Origin of the sequence: Streptomyces lanatus (assembly GCF_014655715.1) — a bacterium.
GTDB classification, from domain to species: Bacteria; Actinomycetota; Actinomycetes; order Streptomycetales; family Streptomycetaceae; genus Streptomyces; species Streptomyces lanatus.
Genome location: NZ_BNBM01000015.1, coordinates 24,738 through 43,793, shown reverse-complemented (window position 1 = coordinate 43,793; position 19,056 = coordinate 24,738). Strand labels below are relative to the sequence as shown.

General features: G+C 66.4%; 14 protein-coding genes. 13 read left to right on the top strand and 1 reads right to left on the bottom strand.

What is annotated here, in order from left to right:
- Window positions 1-64 precede the first annotated feature (64 nt).
- The 10 genes from IE325_RS32170 to tuf all read left to right on the top strand — a co-directional run bounded on the left by IE325_RS32170 (window position 65) and on the right by tuf (window position 15,642).
- Window positions 65-898 carry an SCO4651 family lipoprotein gene (locus IE325_RS32170; protein WP_190073633.1) on the top strand — a complete coding sequence of 278 codons (834 nt, stop codon included), beginning with the start codon at window positions 65-67 and terminating at the stop codon, window positions 896-898.
- 287 nt (window positions 899-1,185) lie between these two features.
- Window positions 1,186-1,716, top strand: a complete 531-nt coding sequence (gene rplJ / locus IE325_RS32165) for a 50S ribosomal protein L10 (RefSeq protein WP_190073632.1) — start codon at window positions 1,186-1,188, stop codon at window positions 1,714-1,716.
- Between the two features lie 106 nt (window positions 1,717-1,822).
- Window positions 1,823-2,206 carry a 50S ribosomal protein L7/L12 gene (gene rplL / locus IE325_RS32160; RefSeq protein ID WP_190073825.1) on the top strand — a complete coding sequence of 128 codons (384 nt, stop codon included), beginning with the start codon at window positions 1,823-1,825 and terminating at the stop codon, window positions 2,204-2,206.
- A 591-nt stretch (window positions 2,207-2,797) separates the two neighbouring features.
- Window positions 2,798-6,283 (top strand): DNA-directed RNA polymerase subunit beta, encoded by a 3,486-nt coding sequence (gene rpoB, locus IE325_RS32155; protein ID WP_190073631.1) that lies wholly within the window; start codon window positions 2,798-2,800, stop codon window positions 6,281-6,283.
- 98 nt (window positions 6,284-6,381) lie between these two features.
- A complete protein-coding gene (locus IE325_RS32150) occupies window positions 6,382-10,281 on the top strand; it encodes a DNA-directed RNA polymerase subunit beta' (RefSeq protein ID WP_190073630.1) in 3,900 nt (1,299 codons plus the stop codon).
- Between the two features lie 158 nt (window positions 10,282-10,439).
- Window positions 10,440-10,964, top strand: a complete 525-nt coding sequence (locus IE325_RS32145; protein ID WP_229912146.1) for a DUF1707 and DUF4190 domain-containing protein — start codon at window positions 10,440-10,442, stop codon at window positions 10,962-10,964.
- Window positions 10,965-11,283: 319 nt separating this feature from the next.
- Window positions 11,284-11,655 (top strand): 30S ribosomal protein S12, encoded by a 372-nt coding sequence (gene rpsL / locus IE325_RS32140; RefSeq protein WP_003948652.1) that lies wholly within the window; start codon window positions 11,284-11,286, stop codon window positions 11,653-11,655.
- Window positions 11,656-11,657: 2 nt separating this feature from the next.
- The gene (gene rpsG, locus IE325_RS32135; RefSeq protein WP_003992340.1) at window positions 11,658-12,128 is read left to right on the top strand and encodes a 30S ribosomal protein S7; all 471 of its coding nucleotides are present in this window, start codon (window positions 11,658-11,660) and stop codon (window positions 12,126-12,128) included.
- 39 nt (window positions 12,129-12,167) lie between these two features.
- Window positions 12,168-14,294, top strand: coding sequence for an elongation factor G (gene fusA, locus IE325_RS32130; RefSeq protein ID WP_190073629.1), 2,127 nt, complete (start codon window positions 12,168-12,170; stop codon window positions 14,292-14,294).
- 154 nt (window positions 14,295-14,448) lie between these two features.
- Window positions 14,449-15,642 carry an elongation factor Tu gene (tuf, locus tag IE325_RS32125; protein WP_190073628.1) on the top strand — a complete coding sequence of 398 codons (1,194 nt, stop codon included), beginning with the start codon at window positions 14,449-14,451 and terminating at the stop codon, window positions 15,640-15,642.
- A 103-nt stretch (window positions 15,643-15,745) separates the two neighbouring features.
- On the opposite strand, the gene IE325_RS32120 is transcribed toward tuf, so the two are convergent.
- Window positions 15,746-16,240, bottom strand: a complete 495-nt coding sequence (locus IE325_RS32120; protein WP_190073627.1) for a hypothetical protein — start codon at window positions 16,238-16,240, stop codon at window positions 15,746-15,748.
- Window positions 16,241-16,561: 321 nt separating this feature from the next.
- Here IE325_RS32120 and IE325_RS32115 point away from each other — a divergent pair, with 321 nt between their 5' ends.
- From IE325_RS32115 to IE325_RS32105, 3 genes are all read left to right on the top strand, one after another.
- The gene (locus IE325_RS32115) at window positions 16,562-17,149 is read left to right on the top strand and encodes an LbetaH domain-containing protein (protein ID WP_190073626.1); all 588 of its coding nucleotides are present in this window, start codon (window positions 16,562-16,564) and stop codon (window positions 17,147-17,149) included.
- Window positions 17,146-18,273, top strand: coding sequence for a glycosyltransferase (locus tag IE325_RS32110; protein ID WP_190073625.1), 1,128 nt, complete (start codon window positions 17,146-17,148; stop codon window positions 18,271-18,273). Before IE325_RS32115 ends, IE325_RS32110 begins: the two co-directional genes overlap by 4 nt.
- Window positions 18,274-18,346: 73 nt before the next feature.
- Window positions 18,347-19,048 carry a CDP-alcohol phosphatidyltransferase family protein gene (locus tag IE325_RS32105; RefSeq protein ID WP_190073624.1) on the top strand — a complete coding sequence of 234 codons (702 nt, stop codon included), beginning with the start codon at window positions 18,347-18,349 and terminating at the stop codon, window positions 19,046-19,048.
- Window positions 19,049-19,056 lie beyond the last annotated feature (8 nt).

Sequence of the window (19,056 nt, the reverse complement as noted above, 5' to 3'; positions counted from 1 at the left end):
TCTCCCGCCGTTTGTCAGTGGCCTGGGTTAACGTGCATTCACGGGATTCGCGCAGGGGGGACGGATGACGAGCACGAGGGCGCGCCGGACGGCGCTCTGGATCGCGCTGCTGACCGCGCTGACGGCCCTGGCCGCCTGCACCTCCTCAGAGTCCTCCGACTCCTCCGACTCCTCCGGCGAGGAGGACGGCCCGACGCCCTCCCGTGCCGTGACGGCCGCCCTGCGCACCGTCGAGCGGTCCACCGACGCAGCCGACTCCGCCCGCGTACGGTCCACGACCACCGTCGGCTCGACGCTGTCCATGAAGGCCCACGGCACCCTCGCCTGGGGCGACGGCCTCACCGGCACCCTGACGATCACCTACACCGGTGGCACGACGGCCGAGACGATGCGCCGGCTCGGCACCACCTCCATGGAGGCCCGCTACCTCCCCGACGCCTACTACGCCCGCATGGGCGAGACCTTCGCCGAGAAGGCCGACGGCAAGCACTGGATCAAGTACGCCTACGACGACCTCAAGAACCTCGCCGGCAGCTCCGGAGCCGACCTCGCCGACCAGATGCGCGGCAACACCCCGCACACCTCCGTGAAGCTCCTGCTGTCCTCCAGAGACGTACGGAAGGTCGGCGAGGAGACCCTGAGCGGCAGGCGCACCACGCGCTACTCCGGCACCGTGCGGGTCGAGGGCGCCACCACCCAGACCGTCGACATATGGGTCGACGACCGGGACCTGCTGGTCAAGAAGGTCGAGCAGGGACGCACGGCCACGGGCCCGCTGACCCAGACCGCGTACTACAGCGACTACGGCGTGAAGGCCGCGGTCGAGAAGCCTCCGGCGGGGGACACCGCTGACCTCAGGGACCTGCTGCGGCGGGGCGCGATCGGCGGCGCCTCCTGAGGGGAGAGGAGCCGATTTGCCTGACGGCGACCGGGTCCCGTACTCTCCTACAGAAGCCAAAGACCGCTGGTCGTTGCCGTGTGCTCGTACGAGGGCGCGGTGGCCGAAGGATCCGCTGAAATTCGCGGACGACCCGCGCAGGTGACTGTGGAAGTGCTCCCGGAGTTCGCTGCCCAACAGCGTGCGAGTCCCGGTCGAGCTACGCCCCGTGCGCCTGCGCCGGGGCGTTTCGTTTACCCCAGCCCCTTCTGAGCGGTCCTCATCACCCGGAAGGAGGCCGACGCTCTATGCCGACGCCCGACAAGGCTGCCGCGGTAGCCGAGCTCACGGACAAGTTCCGCAGCTCGAACGCCGCCGTGCTGACCGAGTACCGGGGTCTCACCGTGGCCCAGCTCAAGCAGCTGCGCCGTTCGCTCGGTGAGAACTCCGAGTACGCCGTGGTGAAGAACACGCTGACCAAGATCGCGGCCAACGCGGCCGGGATCAACACGCTCGACGACCTGTTCAACGGTCCGACGGCGGTCGCCTTCGTCACCGGTGACCCGGTGGAGTCGGCCAAGGGTCTTCGTGACTTCGCCAAGGACAACCCGAACCTCGTCATCAAGGGCGGTGTCCTTGACGGCAAGGCGCTGTCCGCCGACGAGATCAAGAAGCTTGCGGACCTCGAGTCCCGCGAGGTTCTGCTCGCCAAGCTGGCGGGCGCTCTGAAGGGCAAGCAGACGCAGGCTGCTCAGGTCTTCCAGGCGCTCCCGTCGAAGCTCGTCCGCACCGTGGACGCGCTTCGTGCCAAGCAGGACGAGCAGGGCGGTGCCGAGTAACTCGGCTCGCATCATGATCGCCGCCTGAGGCGGAGGTCGTAGCGGGCCAACGTACGCCCGCCATTCATGTACATCCGGCACCAGCCGAATTAGTGGAAGGAAAGCCATCGTGGCTCTCACCCAGGACGAACTGCTCGCCGAGTTCGAGGGCATGACCCTCATCCAGCTCTCCGAGTTCGTGAAGGCGTTCGAGGAGAAGTTCGACGTCACCGCCGCCGCCGCGGTCGCCGTTGCCGGCCCGGCCGGTCCGGCCGCCGCCGCCGAGGCCCCGGAGGAGAAGGACGAGTTCGACGTCGTCCTCACCGGCGCCGGCGACAAGAAGATCCAGGTCATCAAGGTCGTGCGCGAGCTCACCTCCCTCGGCCTGAAGGAGGCCAAGGACCTGGTCGACGGTGCGCCGAAGCCGGTTCTGGAGAAGGTCAACAAGGAGGCCGCGGACAAGGCCAAGGAGTCCCTCGAGGGCGCCGGCGCCTCCGTCGAGGTCAAGTAAGACCTTCCCGGTCTTGCCGGTCGACCACGACCGCCGCGCTTGCTGAATCCGGCCTTCTGAGGCTGTAACGCAGTCGCACCGAAGAGCGATCATCCATTCGGGTGGTCGCTCTTCGGCGTTCCTGGGGGCGCGGCCACGGTTGCCTTGCGCCCGCTGGAGCGAGGGGTATGGTGATCTTCGTCGTGTCTCCGGGCCGTCCTGGGTTCGGGCATGGGGGCCTTGACGAACCGCACGCAGCGCGCAATTCTCAGGACGCGTCGCCACAAGGATCCGAATCCGAGGCATGGATCGGCGACGAAGAGGGCAGTATCAACGTGCAATGAGGGCAAGCATGCCGAGGGCGTTGAGGACAACGAGGGTCGCGGAAAACCCGCACTGGACATCAGTGTGCCAAGTGGCTACACTGACCCTTTGCGCTGCCTGTTAGCTGTCCCCTGCCCGTCACCAGGGGCATGCCCTCGCTTGAGCACCGATGACCGGACCATCCCTGACCTGGCCATTCTTTGGCTGGAGAAGGAAACCCCTGTCTCTGTGCGCCGGTGAGGGGCCGGTACGCGCGTAGTGAGTCCGAGCCCTCGGAAGGACCCCCTCTTGGCCGCCTCGCGCAACGCCTCGACCGCGAATATGAACAACGGCGCCAGCACCGCCCCGCTGCGCATCTCCTTTGCAAAGATCAAGGAGCCCCTCGAGGTTCCGAACCTGCTCGCGCTGCAGACCGAGAGCTTTGACTGGCTGCTCGGCAACACCGCCTGGCAGAGTCGGGTCGAGGCGGCTCTGGAGTCGGGTCAGGACGTCCCCACCAAGTCCGGACTGGAGGAGATCTTCGAGGAGATCTCTCCGATCGAGGACTTTTCCGGGTCGATGTCGCTGACGTTCCGCGACCACCGCTTCGAGCCGCCGAAGAACTCGATCGACGAGTGCAAGGAGCGCGACTTCACCTACGCCGCCCCGCTCTTCGTGACGGCGGAGTTCACCAACAACGAGACCGGTGAGATCAAGTCCCAGACGGTCTTCATGGGCGACTTCCCGCTCATGACGAACAAGGGCACCTTCGTCATCAACGGCACCGAGCGTGTCGTCGTGTCGCAGCTGGTCCGTTCGCCCGGTGTCTACTTCGACTCCTCCATCGACAAGACGTCCGACAAGGACATCTTCTCGGCCAAGATCATCCCGTCCCGGGGTGCCTGGCTGGAGATGGAGATCGACAAGCGCGACATGGTCGGTGTCCGTATCGACCGCAAGCGCAAGCAGTCCGTGACCGTCCTCCTCAAGGCGCTCGGTTGGACGACCGAGCAGATCCTGGAGGAGTTCGGCGAGTACGAGTCGATGCGCGCCACCCTGGAGAAGGACCACACCCAGGGCCAGGACGACGCGCTGCTCGACATCTACCGCAAGCTGCGTCCGGGCGAGCCCCCCACGCGTGAGGCCGCGCAGACGCTTCTGGAGAACCTCTACTTCAACCCGAAGCGCTACGACCTCGCCAAGGTCGGCCGCTACAAGGTCAACAAGAAGCTGGGTGCGGACGCTCCGCTGGACGCGGGCATCCTGACCGTCGAGGACGTCATTTCGACGATCAAGTACCTGGTCAAGCTGCACGCGGGCGAGACCGAGACGGTCGCCGACAGCGGTCAGACGATCGTTGTCGAGACCGACGACATCGACCACTTCGGCAACCGTCGTCTGCGCAGCGTCGGCGAGCTCATCCAGAACCAGGTCCGCACCGGTCTGGCTCGTATGGAGCGCGTCGTGCGTGAGCGCATGACGACCCAGGACGTCGAGGCGATCACGCCGCAGACCCTGATCAACATCCGGCCGGTCGTCGCCTCCATCAAGGAGTTCTTCGGCACCAGCCAGCTGTCCCAGTTCATGGACCAGAACAACCCGCTGTCGGGTCTGACGCACAAGCGGCGTCTCTCCGCACTCGGCCCGGGTGGTCTCTCCCGTGAGCGGGCCGGCTTCGAGGTCCGTGACGTTCACCCGTCGCACTACGGCCGTATGTGCCCGATCGAGACGCCCGAAGGCCCGAACATCGGTCTGATCGGTTCGCTCGCCTCCTACGGCCGCGTCAACGCGTTCGGCTTCGTGGAGACCCCGTACCGCAAGGTCGAGGGCGGTCAGGTCACCGACGAGGTGGACTACCTGACGGCCGACGAGGAAGACCGCTTCGTCATCGCGCAGGCCAACGCCACGCTCACGGACGACCTGCGGTTCGCCGAGAACCGCGTCCTGGTCCGCCGCCGTGGCGGTGAGGTCGACTACGTCGCCGGTGACGACGTGGACTACATGGACGTCTCGCCGCGCCAGATGGTGTCGGTCGCGACCGCCATGATCCCGTTCCTCGAGCACGACGACGCCAACCGTGCCCTCATGGGCGCGAACATGATGCGTCAGGCCGTACCGCTGATCAAGTCCGAGGCGCCGCTCGTCGGCACCGGCATGGAGTACCGCTCCGCGGTCGACGCCGGCGACGTGGTCAAGGCCGAGAAGGCCGGTGTGGTCCAGGAGGTCTCCGCGGACTACATCACCACCGCCAACGACGACGGCACGTACATCACGTACCGACTGGCCAAGTTCGCCCGCTCCAACCAGGGCACCTCGGTCAACCAGAAGGTCATCGTCCTGGAGGGCGACCGGATCATCGAGGGCCAGGTCCTCGCCGACGGTCCGGCCACCCAGAACGGCGAGATGGCGCTCGGCAAGAACCTGCTCGTGGCGTTCATGCCGTGGGAGGGTCACAACTACGAGGACGCGATCATCCTGTCGCAGCGCCTCGTACAGGACGACGTCCTCTCCTCGATCCACATCGAGGAGCACGAGGTCGACGCCCGTGACACCAAGCTCGGCCCCGAGGAGATCACCCGGGACATCCCGAACGTCTCCGAGGAGGTCCTCGCCGACCTCGACGAGCGCGGCATCATCCGCATCGGTGCCGAGGTCATCGCCGGCGACATCCTCGTCGGCAAGGTGACCCCGAAGGGTGAGACCGAGCTGACGCCGGAGGAGCGCCTGCTGCGCGCGATCTTCGGTGAGAAGGCCCGTGAGGTCCGTGACACCTCGCTGAAGGTGCCGCACGGCGAGACCGGCAAGGTCATCGGCGTCCGCGTCTTCGACCGCGAGGAGGGCGACGAGCTTCCCCCCGGTGTGAACCAGCTGGTGCGCGTGTACGTGGCGCAGAAGCGCAAGATCACCGACGGTGACAAGCTCGCCGGCCGACACGGCAACAAGGGTGTCATCTCGAAGATCCTGCCGATCGAGGACATGCCGTTCCTGGAGGACGGCACCCCGGTCGACATCATCCTCAACCCGCTGGGTGTGCCGTCCCGAATGAACCCGGGACAGGTCCTGGAGATCCACCTCGGCTGGCTCGCCAGCCGCGGCTGGGACGTCTCCGGTCTCGCGGACGAGTGGGCGCAGCGCCTCCAGGCGATCGGCGCCGACTCGGTCCAGCCGGGCACCAACGTCGCGACCCCGGTCTTCGACGGTGCGCGTGAGGACGAGCTGGCCGGTCTGCTGGAGCACACGATCCCGAACCGCGACGGCGAGCGCATGGTGCTCCCGACCGGTAAGGCGCCGCTGTTCGACGGCCGTTCCGGTGAGCCGTTCCCGGAGCCGATCTCGGTCGGCTACATGTACATCCTGAAGCTGCACCACCTGGTCGACGACAAGCTGCACGCCCGCTCGACCGGTCCGTACAGCATGATCACCCAGCAGCCGCTGGGTGGTAAGGCCCAGTTCGGTGGCCAGCGGTTCGGTGAGATGGAGGTGTGGGCGCTGGAGGCATACGGCGCCGCGTACGCCCTCCAGGAGCTGCTGACCATCAAGTCCGACGACGTCACCGGCCGCGTGAAGGTCTACGAGGCCATCGTCAAGGGCGAGAACATCCCCGAGCCCGGCATCCCCGAGTCCTTCAAGGTGCTCATCAAGGAGATGCAGTCGCTCTGCCTGAACGTGGAGGTGCTGTCCAGCGACGGTATGTCCATCGAGATGCGTGACACCGACGAGGACGTCTTCCGCGCAGCGGAGGAGCTCGGCATCGACCTGTCCCGGCGCGAGCCGAGCAGCGTCGAAGAGGTCTGACGGGAGTCCGGCGGGGCCCTCACCCACAGGGCCCCGCCGACCCCCAGGCCCCCGTTTCAGACCCCAAGACTTACAACCCTGAGAGGGATTGACGCATAGTGCTCGACGTCAACTTCTTCGATGAGCTCCGGATCGGTCTGGCCACCGCTGACGACATCCGTCAGTGGAGCCACGGCGAGGTCAAGAAGCCCGAGACCATCAACTACCGCACGCTCAAGCCCGAAAAGGACGGACTCTTCTGCGAGAAGATCTTCGGTCCGACCCGGGACTGGGAGTGCTACTGCGGCAAGTACAAGCGTGTCCGCTTCAAGGGCATCATCTGTGAGCGCTGCGGCGTCGAGGTGACTCGCGCCAAGGTGCGTCGTGAGCGGATGGGCCACATCGAGCTGGCCGCGCCTGTCACGCACATCTGGTACTTCAAGGGTGTTCCTTCGCGCCTCGGCTACCTGCTGGACCTGGCGCCCAAGGACCTCGAGAAGGTCATCTACTTCGCGGCGTACATGATCACGTACGTCGACGAGGAGCGCCGTACCCGTGACCTGCCCTCCCTGGAGGCGCATGTCTCGGTGGAGCGTCAGCAGGTCGAGAACCGCCGGGACGCCGACCTGGAGGCCCGCGCCAAGAAGCTCGAGACCGACCTGGCCGAGCTGGAGGCCGAGGGCGCCAAGGCCGACGTGCGCCGCAAGGTGCGCGAGGGTGCCGAGCGTGAGATGAAGCAGCTGCGCGACCGTGCGCAGCGCGAGATCGACCGTCTCGACGAGGTGTGGACCCGGTTCAAGAACCTCAAGGTCCAGGACCTGGAGGGCGACGAGCTCCTCTACCGCGAGCTGCGTGACCGCTTCGGCACCTACTTCGACGGTTCGATGGGTGCCGCGGCGCTGCAGAAGCGCCTGGAGTCCTTCGACCTCGACGAGGAGGCCGAGAAGCTCCGCGAGATCATCCGTACCGGCAAGGGTCAGAAGAAGACCCGTGCGCTGAAGCGGCTGAAGGTCGTGTCTGCCTTCCTGCAGACCTCCAACAGCCCCAAGGGCATGGTTCTCGACTGCGTCCCGGTCATCCCGCCGGACCTTCGCCCGATGGTGCAGCTGGACGGTGGCCGCTTCGCGACCTCCGACCTGAACGACCTGTACCGCCGTGTGATCAACCGGAACAACCGACTGAAGCGCCTTCTCGACCTCGGTGCGCCCGAGATCATCGTGAACAACGAGAAGCGCATGCTCCAGGAGGCCGTCGACGCGCTGTTCGACAACGGTCGTCGCGGTCGCCCGGTCACCGGTCCCGGTAACCGTCCGCTGAAGTCCCTCAGCGACATGCTGAAGGGTAAGCAGGGTCGATTCCGTCAGAACCTGCTCGGCAAGCGTGTGGACTACTCCGCGCGTTCCGTGATCGTCGTCGGTCCGCAGCTGAAGCTGCACCAGTGCGGTCTGCCCAAGGCGATGGCGCTGGAGCTCTTCAAGCCGTTCGTGATGAAGCGCCTGGTCGACCTGAACCACGCGCAGAACATCAAGAGCGCCAAGCGCATGGTGGAGCGCGGCCGCACGGTCGTGTACGACGTCCTCGAAGAGGTCATCGCCGAGCACCCGGTTCTGCTGAACCGTGCTCCCACCCTGCACCGCCTCGGCATCCAGGCCTTCGAGCCGCAGCTGGTCGAGGGCAAGGCCATCCAGATCCACCCGCTCGTCTGCACCGCGTTCAACGCGGACTTCGACGGTGACCAGATGGCCGTGCACCTGCCGCTGTCCGCGGAGGCGCAGGCCGAGGCCCGCATCCTGATGCTGTCCTCGAACAACATCCTCAAGCCCGCCGACGGTCGTCCGGTGACGATGCCGACCCAGGACATGGTCCTCGGTCTGTTCTTCCTCACCACCGACTCCGAGATGCGGAACGTCAAGGGCGAGGACCGCTCCTTCGCGTCCGTGGCCGAGGCGATCATGGCCTTCGACGCGGGCGAGCTCTCGCTCCAGTCGAAGATCGACATCCGCTTCCCGGTCGGCACCATCCCGCCCCGCGGCTGGATGCCGCCGGCGCAGGAGGAGGGCGAGCCGGAGTGGCAGCAGGGTGACTCGTTCCGGCTGCGGACGACCCTGGGCCGCGCGCTCTTCAACGAGCTGCTGCCCGAGGACTACCCGTTCGTCGACTACGAGGTCGGCAAGAAGCAGCTCTCCGAGATCGTCAACGACCTCGCCGAGCGCTACCCCAAGGTCATCGTGGCGGCGACGCTCGACAACCTGAAGGCATCCGGCTTCTACTGGGCGACCCGTTCCGGTGTCACCGTCGCCATCTCCGACGTCGTCGTTCCCGAGGCGAAGAAGGAGATCGTCAAGGGCTACGAAGCGCAGGACGAGAAGGTCCAGAAGCAGTACGAGCGCGGTCTGATCACCAAGGACGAGCGCACCCAGGAGCTCATCGCGATCTGGACCAAGGCGACCAACGAGGTCGCCGAGGCCATGAACGAGAACTTCCCGAAGACCAACCCGATCTTCATGATGGTGAACTCGGGTGCACGAGGCAACATGATGCAGATGCGTCAGATCGCCGGTATGCGTGGTCTGGTGTCGAACGCGAAGAACGAGACGATCCCGCGTCCGATCAAGGCGTCGTTCCGTGAGGGCCTGTCCGTGCTGGAGTACTTCATCTCCACGCACGGTGCCCGTAAGGGTCTGGCGGACACCGCCCTGCGTACCGCCGACTCGGGTTACCTCACCCGTCGTCTGGTCGACGTCTCCCAGGACGTCATCATCCGCGAGGAGGACTGCGGCACCGAGCGCGGTCTGAAGCTGCGGATCGCCTCGAAGGACGCCAATGGCGTGCTCCAGAAGGCGGAGGACGTCGAGACCAGCGTCTACGCCCGCATGCTCGCCGAGGACGTCGTCATCGACGGCAAGGTGATCGCGCCGGCCAACGTGGACCTGGGCGACGTGCTCATCGACCAGCTGGTGCGCCATGGTGTCGAGGAGGTCAAGACCCGTTCGATCCTGACCTGTGAGTCCCAGGTCGGCACCTGCGCGATGTGCTACGGCCGCTCCCTGGCCACCGGCAAGCTGGTCGACATCGGTGAGGCGGTCGGCATCATCGCCGCCCAGTCCATCGGTGAGCCCGGTACCCAGCTGACGATGCGTACCTTCCACACCGGTGGTGTGGCCGGTGACGACATCACCCAGGGTCTGCCGCGTGTCGTCGAGCTCTTCGAGGCCCGTACCCCGAAGGGTGTCGCCCCGATCTCCGAGGCCACCGGCCGCGTGCGGATCGAGGAGACCGAGAAGACCAAGAAGCTCGTCGTCACCCCGGACGACGGCAGCGACGAGACGGCGTACCCGATCTCGAAGCGTGCCCGACTCCTGGTCAGCGAGGGCGAGCACGTCGAGGTGGGCCAGAAGCTCACCGTGGGTGCCACCAACCCGCACGACGTGCTGCGCATCCTGGGCCAGCGTGCCGTCCAGGTCCACCTGGTCGGCGAGGTCCAGAAGGTCTACAACTCGCAGGGTGTGTCGATCCACGACAAGCACATCGAGATCATCATCCGGCAGATGCTGCGCCGAGTGACGATCATCGAGTCCGGCGACGCCGAGCTGCTGCCCGGCGAGCTGGTCGAGCGCTCGAAGTTCGAGACCGAGAACCGTCGTGTGGTGCAGGAGGGCGGTCACCCGGCCTCCGGTCGTCCGCAGCTCATGGGTATCACCAAGGCCTCGCTGGCCACGGAGTCCTGGCTGTCGGCGGCGTCCTTCCAGGAGACGACGCGAGTCCTCACGGACGCGGCGATCAACGCCAAGTCCGACTCGCTCATCGGCCTCAAGGAGAACGTCATCATCGGTAAGCTCATCCCGGCCGGTACGGGTCTGTCCCGCTACCGCAACATCCGGGTCGAGCCGACCGAGGAGGCCAAGGCCGCGATGTACTCGGCCGTCGGCTACGACGACATCGACTACTCGCCGTTCGGCACCGGCTCCGGCCAGGCCGTTCCGCTGGAGGACTACGACTACGGTCCGTACAACCAGTAAGCGAGCGATCGTATGAAGGGCGGTCACCTCTCGGGGTGGCCGCCCTTCGGCGTTCCCTGAGACCGTCTCCGGGTTTTCTCCGGGTGGACCCCGATGCCTGGAATGCCCGTTCGGCGCATCATGGAGAGACTCCGACCAGTACGGGGGAGGTGCTCTCCATGGGGCAACCGTCGTGGCAGCCGTGGTCCGGGTCGAACGCCCCGGTGATGCTCGCCTCGCACGCCGACCGTGAGCGGGCCGTGGACGTGCTCAGGGCCGGCTATGGCGAGGGGCGGCTCGAGCAGCCCGAGTTCGAGAAGCGGGTCACACGGGCCTACACGGCTCGTACGGTGGGTGAGCTCGCCCTGCTGGTCGCCGACCTGCCCCAGGGCCCGATGCCGCAGTCGGCGCCCGTCACGCCCGTACCGGGCACGTTCCTGGCGTCGCCGCGGCCGCCGACCAACAGCAAGGCCGTCGGTGCGGCGGTCTGCGGGGTGTTGTGTCTGGTGAGCTTCGGGCTGACCGGCATTCCGGCCGTCGTCCTCGGGCATGCGGCGCGTACCGAGATACGCCGCACCGGGCAGGGCGGTGACACGCTGGCGCTGACCGGCCTCGTGCTCGGGTGGCTGTCCACCGCCGGCTGGGCGGTGCTGCTGACGCTGCTGATGGTGGCCGCCGCCGTGTCCGAGTCCGGGGCTGGATGAGCGACACCGGCCTGCCCGAATCGGCGATTCGAAGATCGAACCCGCCGCGCGGTCTTGACATCGGCCGTATGGCGATGCGGGCGAGGCCCATTTGTTTTGACCGTAGCGTTTGAGGTAGGTACGCTCAGACCTTGTGCCTGGGGTGTGCCCTGGCTCTTGTGCGTGCCTTCAGACCGCACAGCGAGCTGTGAGCGGCCACCGCAATCCGTGCTCTTCTCGCCTCACGGCGGAAGTTCGCCGGGTTCGACACACCCGACCGCGTGGGTCGGCGACGTTCCAGGTTAGCTTCACCATTCGGCACACAGAAACCGGAGAAGTAGTGCCTACGATCCAGCAGCTGGTCCGTAAGGGCCGGCAGGACAAGGTCGAGAAGAACAAGACGCCCGCACTCGAGGGTTCCCCTCAGCGTCGTGGCGTCTGCACGCGTGTGTTCACGACCACCCCGAAGAAGCCGAACTCGGCCCTGCGTAAGGTCGCGCGTGTGCGTCTGACCAGCGGGATCGAGGTCACCGCTTACATTCCGGGTGAGGGACACAACCTGCAGGAGCACTCCATCGTGCTCGTGCGCGGCGGCCGTGTGAAGGACCTGCCGGGTGTTCGCTACAAGATCATCCGTGGTTCGCTTGACACCCAGGGTGTCAAGAACCGCAAGCAGGCCCGCAGCCGCTACGGCGCCAAGAAGGAGAAGTAAGAATGCCTCGTAAGGGCCCCGCCCCGAAGCGCCCGGTCATCATCGACCCGGTCTACGGTTCTCCTCTTGTCACGTCGCTCATCAACAAGGTGCTGCTGAACGGCAAGCGCTCCACCGCCGAGCGCATCGTCTACGGCGCCATGGAGGGTCTGCGTGAGAAGACGGGCAACGACCCGATCATCACGCTGAAGCGCGCGCTTGAGAACATCAAGCCGACCCTCGAGGTCAAGTCCCGCCGTGTCGGTGGTGCGACGTACCAGGTTCCGATCGAGGTCAAGCCCGGTCGTGCCAACACGCTCGCGCTGCGCTGGCTGGTCGGTTACTCCCGCGCCCGTCGCGAGAAGACCATGACCGAGCGTCTCCTCAACGAGCTTCTCGACGCCTCGAACGGCCTCGGTGCGGCCGTGAAGAAGCGCGAGGACACCCACAAGATGGCCGAGTCCAACAAGGCCTTCGCGCACTACCGCTGGTAGTCGCAGACCCCATCGAGACCGAGAGAAGACTGAAGCCTTATGGCTACCACTTCACTTGACCTGGCCAAGGTCCGCAACATCGGGATCATGGCCCACATCGACGCGGGCAAGACGACCACCACCGAGCGGATCCTCTTCTACACCGGCGTCAGCTACAAGATCGGTGAAGTCCACGACGGCGCTGCCACCATGGACTGGATGGAGCAGGAGCAGGAGCGTGGCATCACGATCACCTCTGCTGCCACCACCTGTCACTGGCCGCTCGAGGACAACGACTACACGATCAACATCATCGACACCCCGGGCCACGTCGACTTCACGGTCGAGGTGGAGCGCTCGCTGCGCGTCCTGGACGGTGCCGTCACGGTGTTCGACGGTGTCGCCGGTGTGGAGCCGCAGTCCGAGACGGTGTGGCGTCAGGCCGACCGTTACGGCGTGCCGCGCATCTGCTTCGTGAACAAGCTGGACCGCACCGGTGCCGAGTTCCACCGCTGCGTCGACATGATCTCGGACCGCCTCGGTGCGCAGCCGCTGGTCATGCAGCTTCCGATCGGCGCCGAGGCCGACTTCAAGGGCGTCGTGGACCTGGTCCGCATGAAGGCGCTCGTGTGGTCCGCCGAGGCCGCCAAGGGCGAGATGTACGACGTCGTCGACATCCCGGCCACGCACACCGAGGCTGCCGAGGAGTACCGCGGCAAGCTGATCGAGGGCGTCGCCGAGAACGACGAAGAGATCATGGAGCTGTACCTGGAGGGCCAGGAGCCCACCGAGGAGCAGCTGTACGCCGCGATCCGTCGCATCACCATCGCGTCCGGCAAGTCCAGCGACACCACGGTCACCCCGGTGTTCTGTGGCACCGCGTTCAAGAACAAGGGCGTCCAGCCCCTGCTCGACGCGGTCGTGCGCTACCTGCCGACCCCGCTCGACGTCGAGGCCATCGAGGGCCACGACGTGAAGGACCCCGAGCTGGTCGTCAAGCGCAAGCCGTCCGACGACGAGCCGCTGTCCGCGCTGGCGTTCAAGATCATGAGCGACCCGCACCTCGGCAAGCTCACCTTCGTCCGGGTCTACTCGGGCCGCCTGGAGTCCGGCACCGCCGTGCTGAACTCCGTCAAGGGCAAGAAGGAGCGCATCGGCAAGATCTACCGCATGCACGCGAACAAGCGTGAGGAGATCGACTCGGTGGGCGCCGGCGACATCATCGCCGTCATGGGCCTGAAGCAGACCACCACCGGTGAGACGCTGTCCGACGACAAGAACCCGGTGATCCTGGAGTCCATGGACTTCCCGGCGCCGGTCATTCAGGTCGCCATCGAGCCCAAGTCCAAGGGTGACCAGGAGAAGCTGGGTGTCGCCATCCAGCGTCTCGCGGAGGAGGACCCCTCCTTCCAGGTTCACTCGGACGAGGAGACCGGCCAGACCATCATCGGTGGTATGGGCGAGCTGCACCTCGAGGTGCTGGTCGACCGTATGCGCCGTGAGTTCAAGGTCGAGGCCAACGTCGGCAAGCCGCAGGTCGCCTACCGCGAGACGATCCGCAAGGCCGTCGAGCGCGTCGACTACACGCACAAGAAGCAGACTGGTGGTACCGGCCAGTTCGCCAAGGTGCAGATCGCGATCGAGCCGATCGAGGGCGGCGACGCCTCGTACGAGTTCGTGAACAAGGTCACCGGTGGCCGTATCCCGAAGGAGTACATCCCTTCGGTCGACGCCGGTGCGCAGGAGGCCATGCAGTTCGGCATCCTCGCGGGCTACGAGATGACGGGCGTCCGCGTCACGCTCATCGACGGTGGCTACCACGAGGTCGACTCCTCCGAGCTCGCGTTCAAGATCGCCGGTTCGCAGGCCTTCAAGGAGGCCGCGCGCAAGGCCAGCCCTGTGCTCCTTGAGCCGATGATGGCCGTCGAGGTCACCACGCCCGAGGACTACATGGGTGAGGTCATCGGCGACATCAACTCCCGCCGTGGCCAGATCCAGGCCATGGAGGAGCGGGCGGGTGCTCGCGTCGTGAAGGGCCTCGTGCCCCTCTCGGAGATGTTCGGTTACGTCGGCGACCTGCGCAGCAAGACGTCCGGCCGGGCCAGCTACTCCATGCAGTTCGACTCCTACGCCGAGGTTCCGCGGAACGTCGCCGAGGAGATCATCGCGAAGGCCAAGGGCGAGTAACGCACCGCGTTCACACGCTTTAGGCTTGACTCCGGAGCCTTGAGGGGCAAACACCCGCAAACACGGTTGTTTGCCCCGAGGCCCGGGCTTTCCAGCAAAGATCACCTGGCGCCGATGAAGCAAGGCGTTCAGAACCACTCCACAGGAGGACCCCGTGGCGAAGGCGAAGTTCGAGCGGACTAAGCCCCACGTCAACATCGGCACCATCGGTCACATCGACCACGGTAAGACGACCCTTACGGCCGCCATTACCAAGGTGCTGCACGACGCGTACCCGGACCTGAACGAGGCCTCGGCCTTCGACCAGATCGACAAGGCTCCCGAGGAGCGCCAGCGCGGTATCACCATCTCCATCGCGCACGTCGAGTACCAGACCGAGGCGCGTCACTACGCCCACGTCGACTGCCCCGGTCACGCGGACTACATCAAGAACATGATCACCGGTGCCGCTCAGATGGACGGCGCCATCCTCGTGGTCGCCGCCACCGACGGCCCGATGCCGCAGACCAAGGAGCACGTGCTCCTGGCCCGCCAGGTCGGCGTTCCGTACATCGTCGTCGCCCTGAACAAGGCCGACATGGTGGACGACGAGGAGATCCTGGAGCTCGTCGAGCTCGAGGTCCGTGAGCTGCTCTCCGAGTACGAGTTCCCGGGCGACGACCTGCCGGTCGTCAAGGTCTCGGCGCTCAAGGCCCTTGAGGGCGACAAGGAGTGGGGCCAGACCGTCCTCGACCTGATGAAGGCCGTCGACGAGAACATCCCGCAGCCCGAGCGTGACGTCGACAAGCCGTTCCTGATGCCGATCGAGGACGTCTTCACGATCACCGGTCGCGGTACGGTCGTCACCGGCCGTATCGAGCGTGGTGTCCTGAAGGTCAACGAGACCGTCGACATCGTGGGCATCAAGCAGGAGAAGACCACCACCACGGTCACCGGCATCGAGATGTTCCGCAAGCTGCTCGACGAGGGCCAGGCCGGTGAGAACGTCGGTCTGCTGCTCCGTGGCATCAAGCGCGAGGACGTCGAGCGCGGCCAGGTCATCATCAAGCCCGGTTCGGTCACGCCGCACACCGAGTTCGAGGCCCAGGCCTACATCCTGTCCAAGGACGAGGGTGGCCGCCACACGCCGTTCTTCAACAACTACCGTCCGCAGTTCTACTTCCGTACGACGGACGTGACCGGCGTCGTGACCCTCCCCGAGGGCACCGAGATGGTCATGCCGGGTGACAACACCGAGATGAAGGTGGAGCTCATCCAGCCCGTCGCCATGGAAGAGGGCCTGAAGTTCGCCATCCGTGAGGGTGGCCGGACGGTCGGCGCCGGCCAGGTCACCAAGATCAACAAGTAAGTCTTGTTGGTTTGACCTGGTAGCTCCAGCGCGAGCTCGTGAAGGGGCCCGTACGACTTCGGTCGTACGGGCCCCTTTGCTGTGTCTGTGTGCCTCTAGGGCGTCAGGTGTTGCTGCCGTCCGGGACGACGCAGAACGCCACGTGGCTGATGTCGGTGATGGCGTTACCGGGAGGGTTGAGCTGAGCGTGGAGGTCCTCGTCCGCTTCGATCTGGCCGGCCGGCGTGCCCGTGTAGTCGTAGAGGTTGGCTCCTCCCTCGTTTGCCGGACCGCCCTTGACGATGACTCCCACCACGGCGAAGGGGCCGTCGACGCTGAAGCTCAGCAGCTGCCCGTCCGGCTCCTCTGTTCTCTGCGTGACGCCCAGGGTGATCGTTCCCTGCCCGTTGATGTCCAGCTCTTCCCCGTTCGCCGGCGCGTTGTCCGTGTCGAACTCTTCGGAGCCGGCAAACTGATCGAAGTCGTCACAGTCCGGGTTGTCGGCAACCTCTTCGGGCGCTACCTCCGCCCTCAGCTGAGGCCCCGGGGCGGCCGCCGCCGGGCCTGCCGCGAAGGTGACCGCCAGGGCCGTGGTCAGGCCGAGGCCGACGCAGCGCACTCCCCATCTCGCTCGCGCCGACCGCGTGGCCGCTCGACTGGTTACTCGCACGATAAGTGCTCCTTTTGCTCTGAATCTTCCCGATTGCACCCTTTGTGGGCAGTCTGATTCGTTGCACAACCGGATCGGCGTCAGTCCCCGGGGATCCCTTTTCCTGGGCCGTCCGGGGTGCAGGGCACCGGAAAGGGCGAATGTCGGTACGGCGGATGCGCCGGGCAGCCGAGCGCGTCGGCAACACGCCTGTATGTGCTGGTGCTTGCGATGAGGTCATAGTAAATACGCGTAAATGCAGTTTCTCCGCATATTGGGAAGGGTGCCGCCATGTCAGAGACCGCTGCGCCGCCTAGTGGGGGCACCCATGCGGGCCAGGCCCAGCACAGGGCCGTCGTCGAACGTTCCCTGCGGGGTTTCACCGGGGCGGGCTACGACAAGGGGCGGCCCTGGCTGGTCCAGGCTGCGTGGTTCGCCGTACTGCATCTCGTGTTCCGCAAGTGGTGGTTCCCGGCGCGCTGGCGTCCGGTGGTGCTGCGGGCGTTCGGTGCGCGGATCGGGCGGCGGGTGCTGATCCGGCACGGTGTCCGGGTGCACTGGCCCTGGCGGCTGACCGTCGGCGACGACGTGTGGATCGGTGAGGGTGCCTGGTTGCTGAACCTGCAGCCGATCATCATCGGCAGCGATGTGTGTGTCTCGCAGGACGCCTTCCTGTGCACCGGAAGTCACCAACGACGCAGCCCCACCATGGAGTTCGACAACGGACCCATCCGTCTGGAGCCCGGATCCTGGGTCGCGGCCCGGGCCGTCGTGCTGCGCGGCGTGACCGTCGGCCGCAGCGCGGTGGTCGGTGCCTCGGCGGTCGCCCGCCGTGATGTCGGTCCCGGTGAGGTCATCACGCATGGGGCCGCGGCATGAGAGTGGTCCATGTAGTGACGCTCGTCAGCGACGACGGAGCGTACGGCGGTCCGACGAGCGTGGCCGCCGGGCATCTTGAGGAGTGCGCCGCACGTGGCCACGAGGTCACGCTGGTGTCGCTGTGGCGAGGCAGGTCCTCGGCGCCGAAACGCCTCGGCTCCGTGCCGCTGCGAACGCGTCCGGCTCGCTCGCTGCTCCCGGGGCGTTTCACCGGGCTCATGCATCCGCTGCTGGTCAGGGACCTGTGGGTGTCGATGGGCAGGGCCGACGTGGTCCATGTGCACGCGGGGCGCGACCTTGTCTCCCTCGCGGCGCTCGCCGTCGCCGCGCTGCGCCGCAAGAAGTTCGTCGCACAGACGCATGGCATGCTGCAGCCCCGGCACGCTGCCGTCGCCAGGCTCTTCGACCGCTTGTACGTGCCGCTGCTGCGGCGGGCGCACGGCTGCCTGGTTCTCACCGAGCACGAGCGCCGGGCCGTTGCCGAGGTCATCGGTGCCGGCGGTCCGCCGCTGATGACCCTGCCCAACGGGGTGTGTCCCGAGCCCGGGGGAGGGGCGGAGCACTCGCGGCGCCACCGCGAGGTGCTCTTCCTCGCCAGACTGCACCCGCGCAAGCGCCCTGAGGCCTTCGTCGAGATGGCCGCCCTGGTGCACCGGCGGATGCCCGACGCCCGGTTCACCGTCCACGGGGCGGACGAGGGGATGCTCCCCACCGTGCGCCGGCTGATCGCCGCCCATGGGCTGCAGGGCATCGTCTCCTACGGCGGGGCGCTGCAGCACCCGGAGGCGGTACGGGCGTATGCGAGGGCGGCGGTCTATGTGCTGCCCAGCGTTGACGAACCGTTCCCGATGACCGTGATGGAGGCCCTCTCGGCGGGCACCCCCGTCGTCTGCACGGACAGTTGCGGCATCGCGAACGAGCTGGCCGGCCGGGGCGCGGCGTTGGTCACCGACGGCAGTCCCGAAGAGCTGGCCGACGCGGTGTGCAGTGTGCTGGCAGACGACGCCAAGCGGGACGCCCTCGTGGCGGCGGGGCATCGCGCCGTCCGGGAGGCGTTCTCGATTCATGCGGTGACGGATCGGCTGGAGGCGATCTATCGGGGTGCCTGTCACTCTCGGGATTAGCTCGCGCGCGGACGACTCCGAGAATTCGGTACGCGGTTGATCCTCCCGCCAGTTGACGCACTAGGTCGAGGTAATGGAATTCTCCAGCACGCTGCAGCAGCTCTCGAAGGTGCAGAAACCCGCTCAGGGGGTTTCCGTCTACGCACGGTTCGTCAACCGGCCTGCCGGGAGACTGCTCGCGGCAGCGGCATACCGTATCGGGCTCTCACCCAACCATGTGACGGGCGTCAGCGCGCTGATCACCTTCGCGGCCGTTGTCGCGATTGCTCTCCGCCCGCCCTCGTACATGTTGGGACAGTGGGTCTCCCTCGCTCTGCTTCTCGGGTTCGCGCTCGATTCCGCGGACGGTCAGCTGGCCAGGCTGCACCGGTCGTCCAGCCTTTGCGGGGAGTGGCTGGACCACATGGTGGACTGCGCGAAAATCCTGGGCATTCACGCGGCGGTGCTGATTTCCTTCTACCGCTTCTTCGGCCTGACGCCGCCGGCGCTGCTGCTCCCGGTCATCTTCCAGTTCGCCGCTGTCCTGCTGTTCTTCGGCGGGATTCTCACGGAACAGCTGAGAAGGCGAAGGGCGAAAACGCCCACCGGACCGGTGCCCCCGCCTTCCAGAGTTCGCGGTATGGCTCTGCTGCCCGTGGACTACGGCCTGTTCTGCCTGAGTTTTCTGTTCCTAGGGAGCCGGAAGCTGTTCCTTGCGTCGTACGTCGCCCTGCTCGTAGCCCATGTCGTGCTGCTTCCGGCGTTCTTCGGCAAGTGGCTCCGGGAGCTCTCCTGACCCGAACC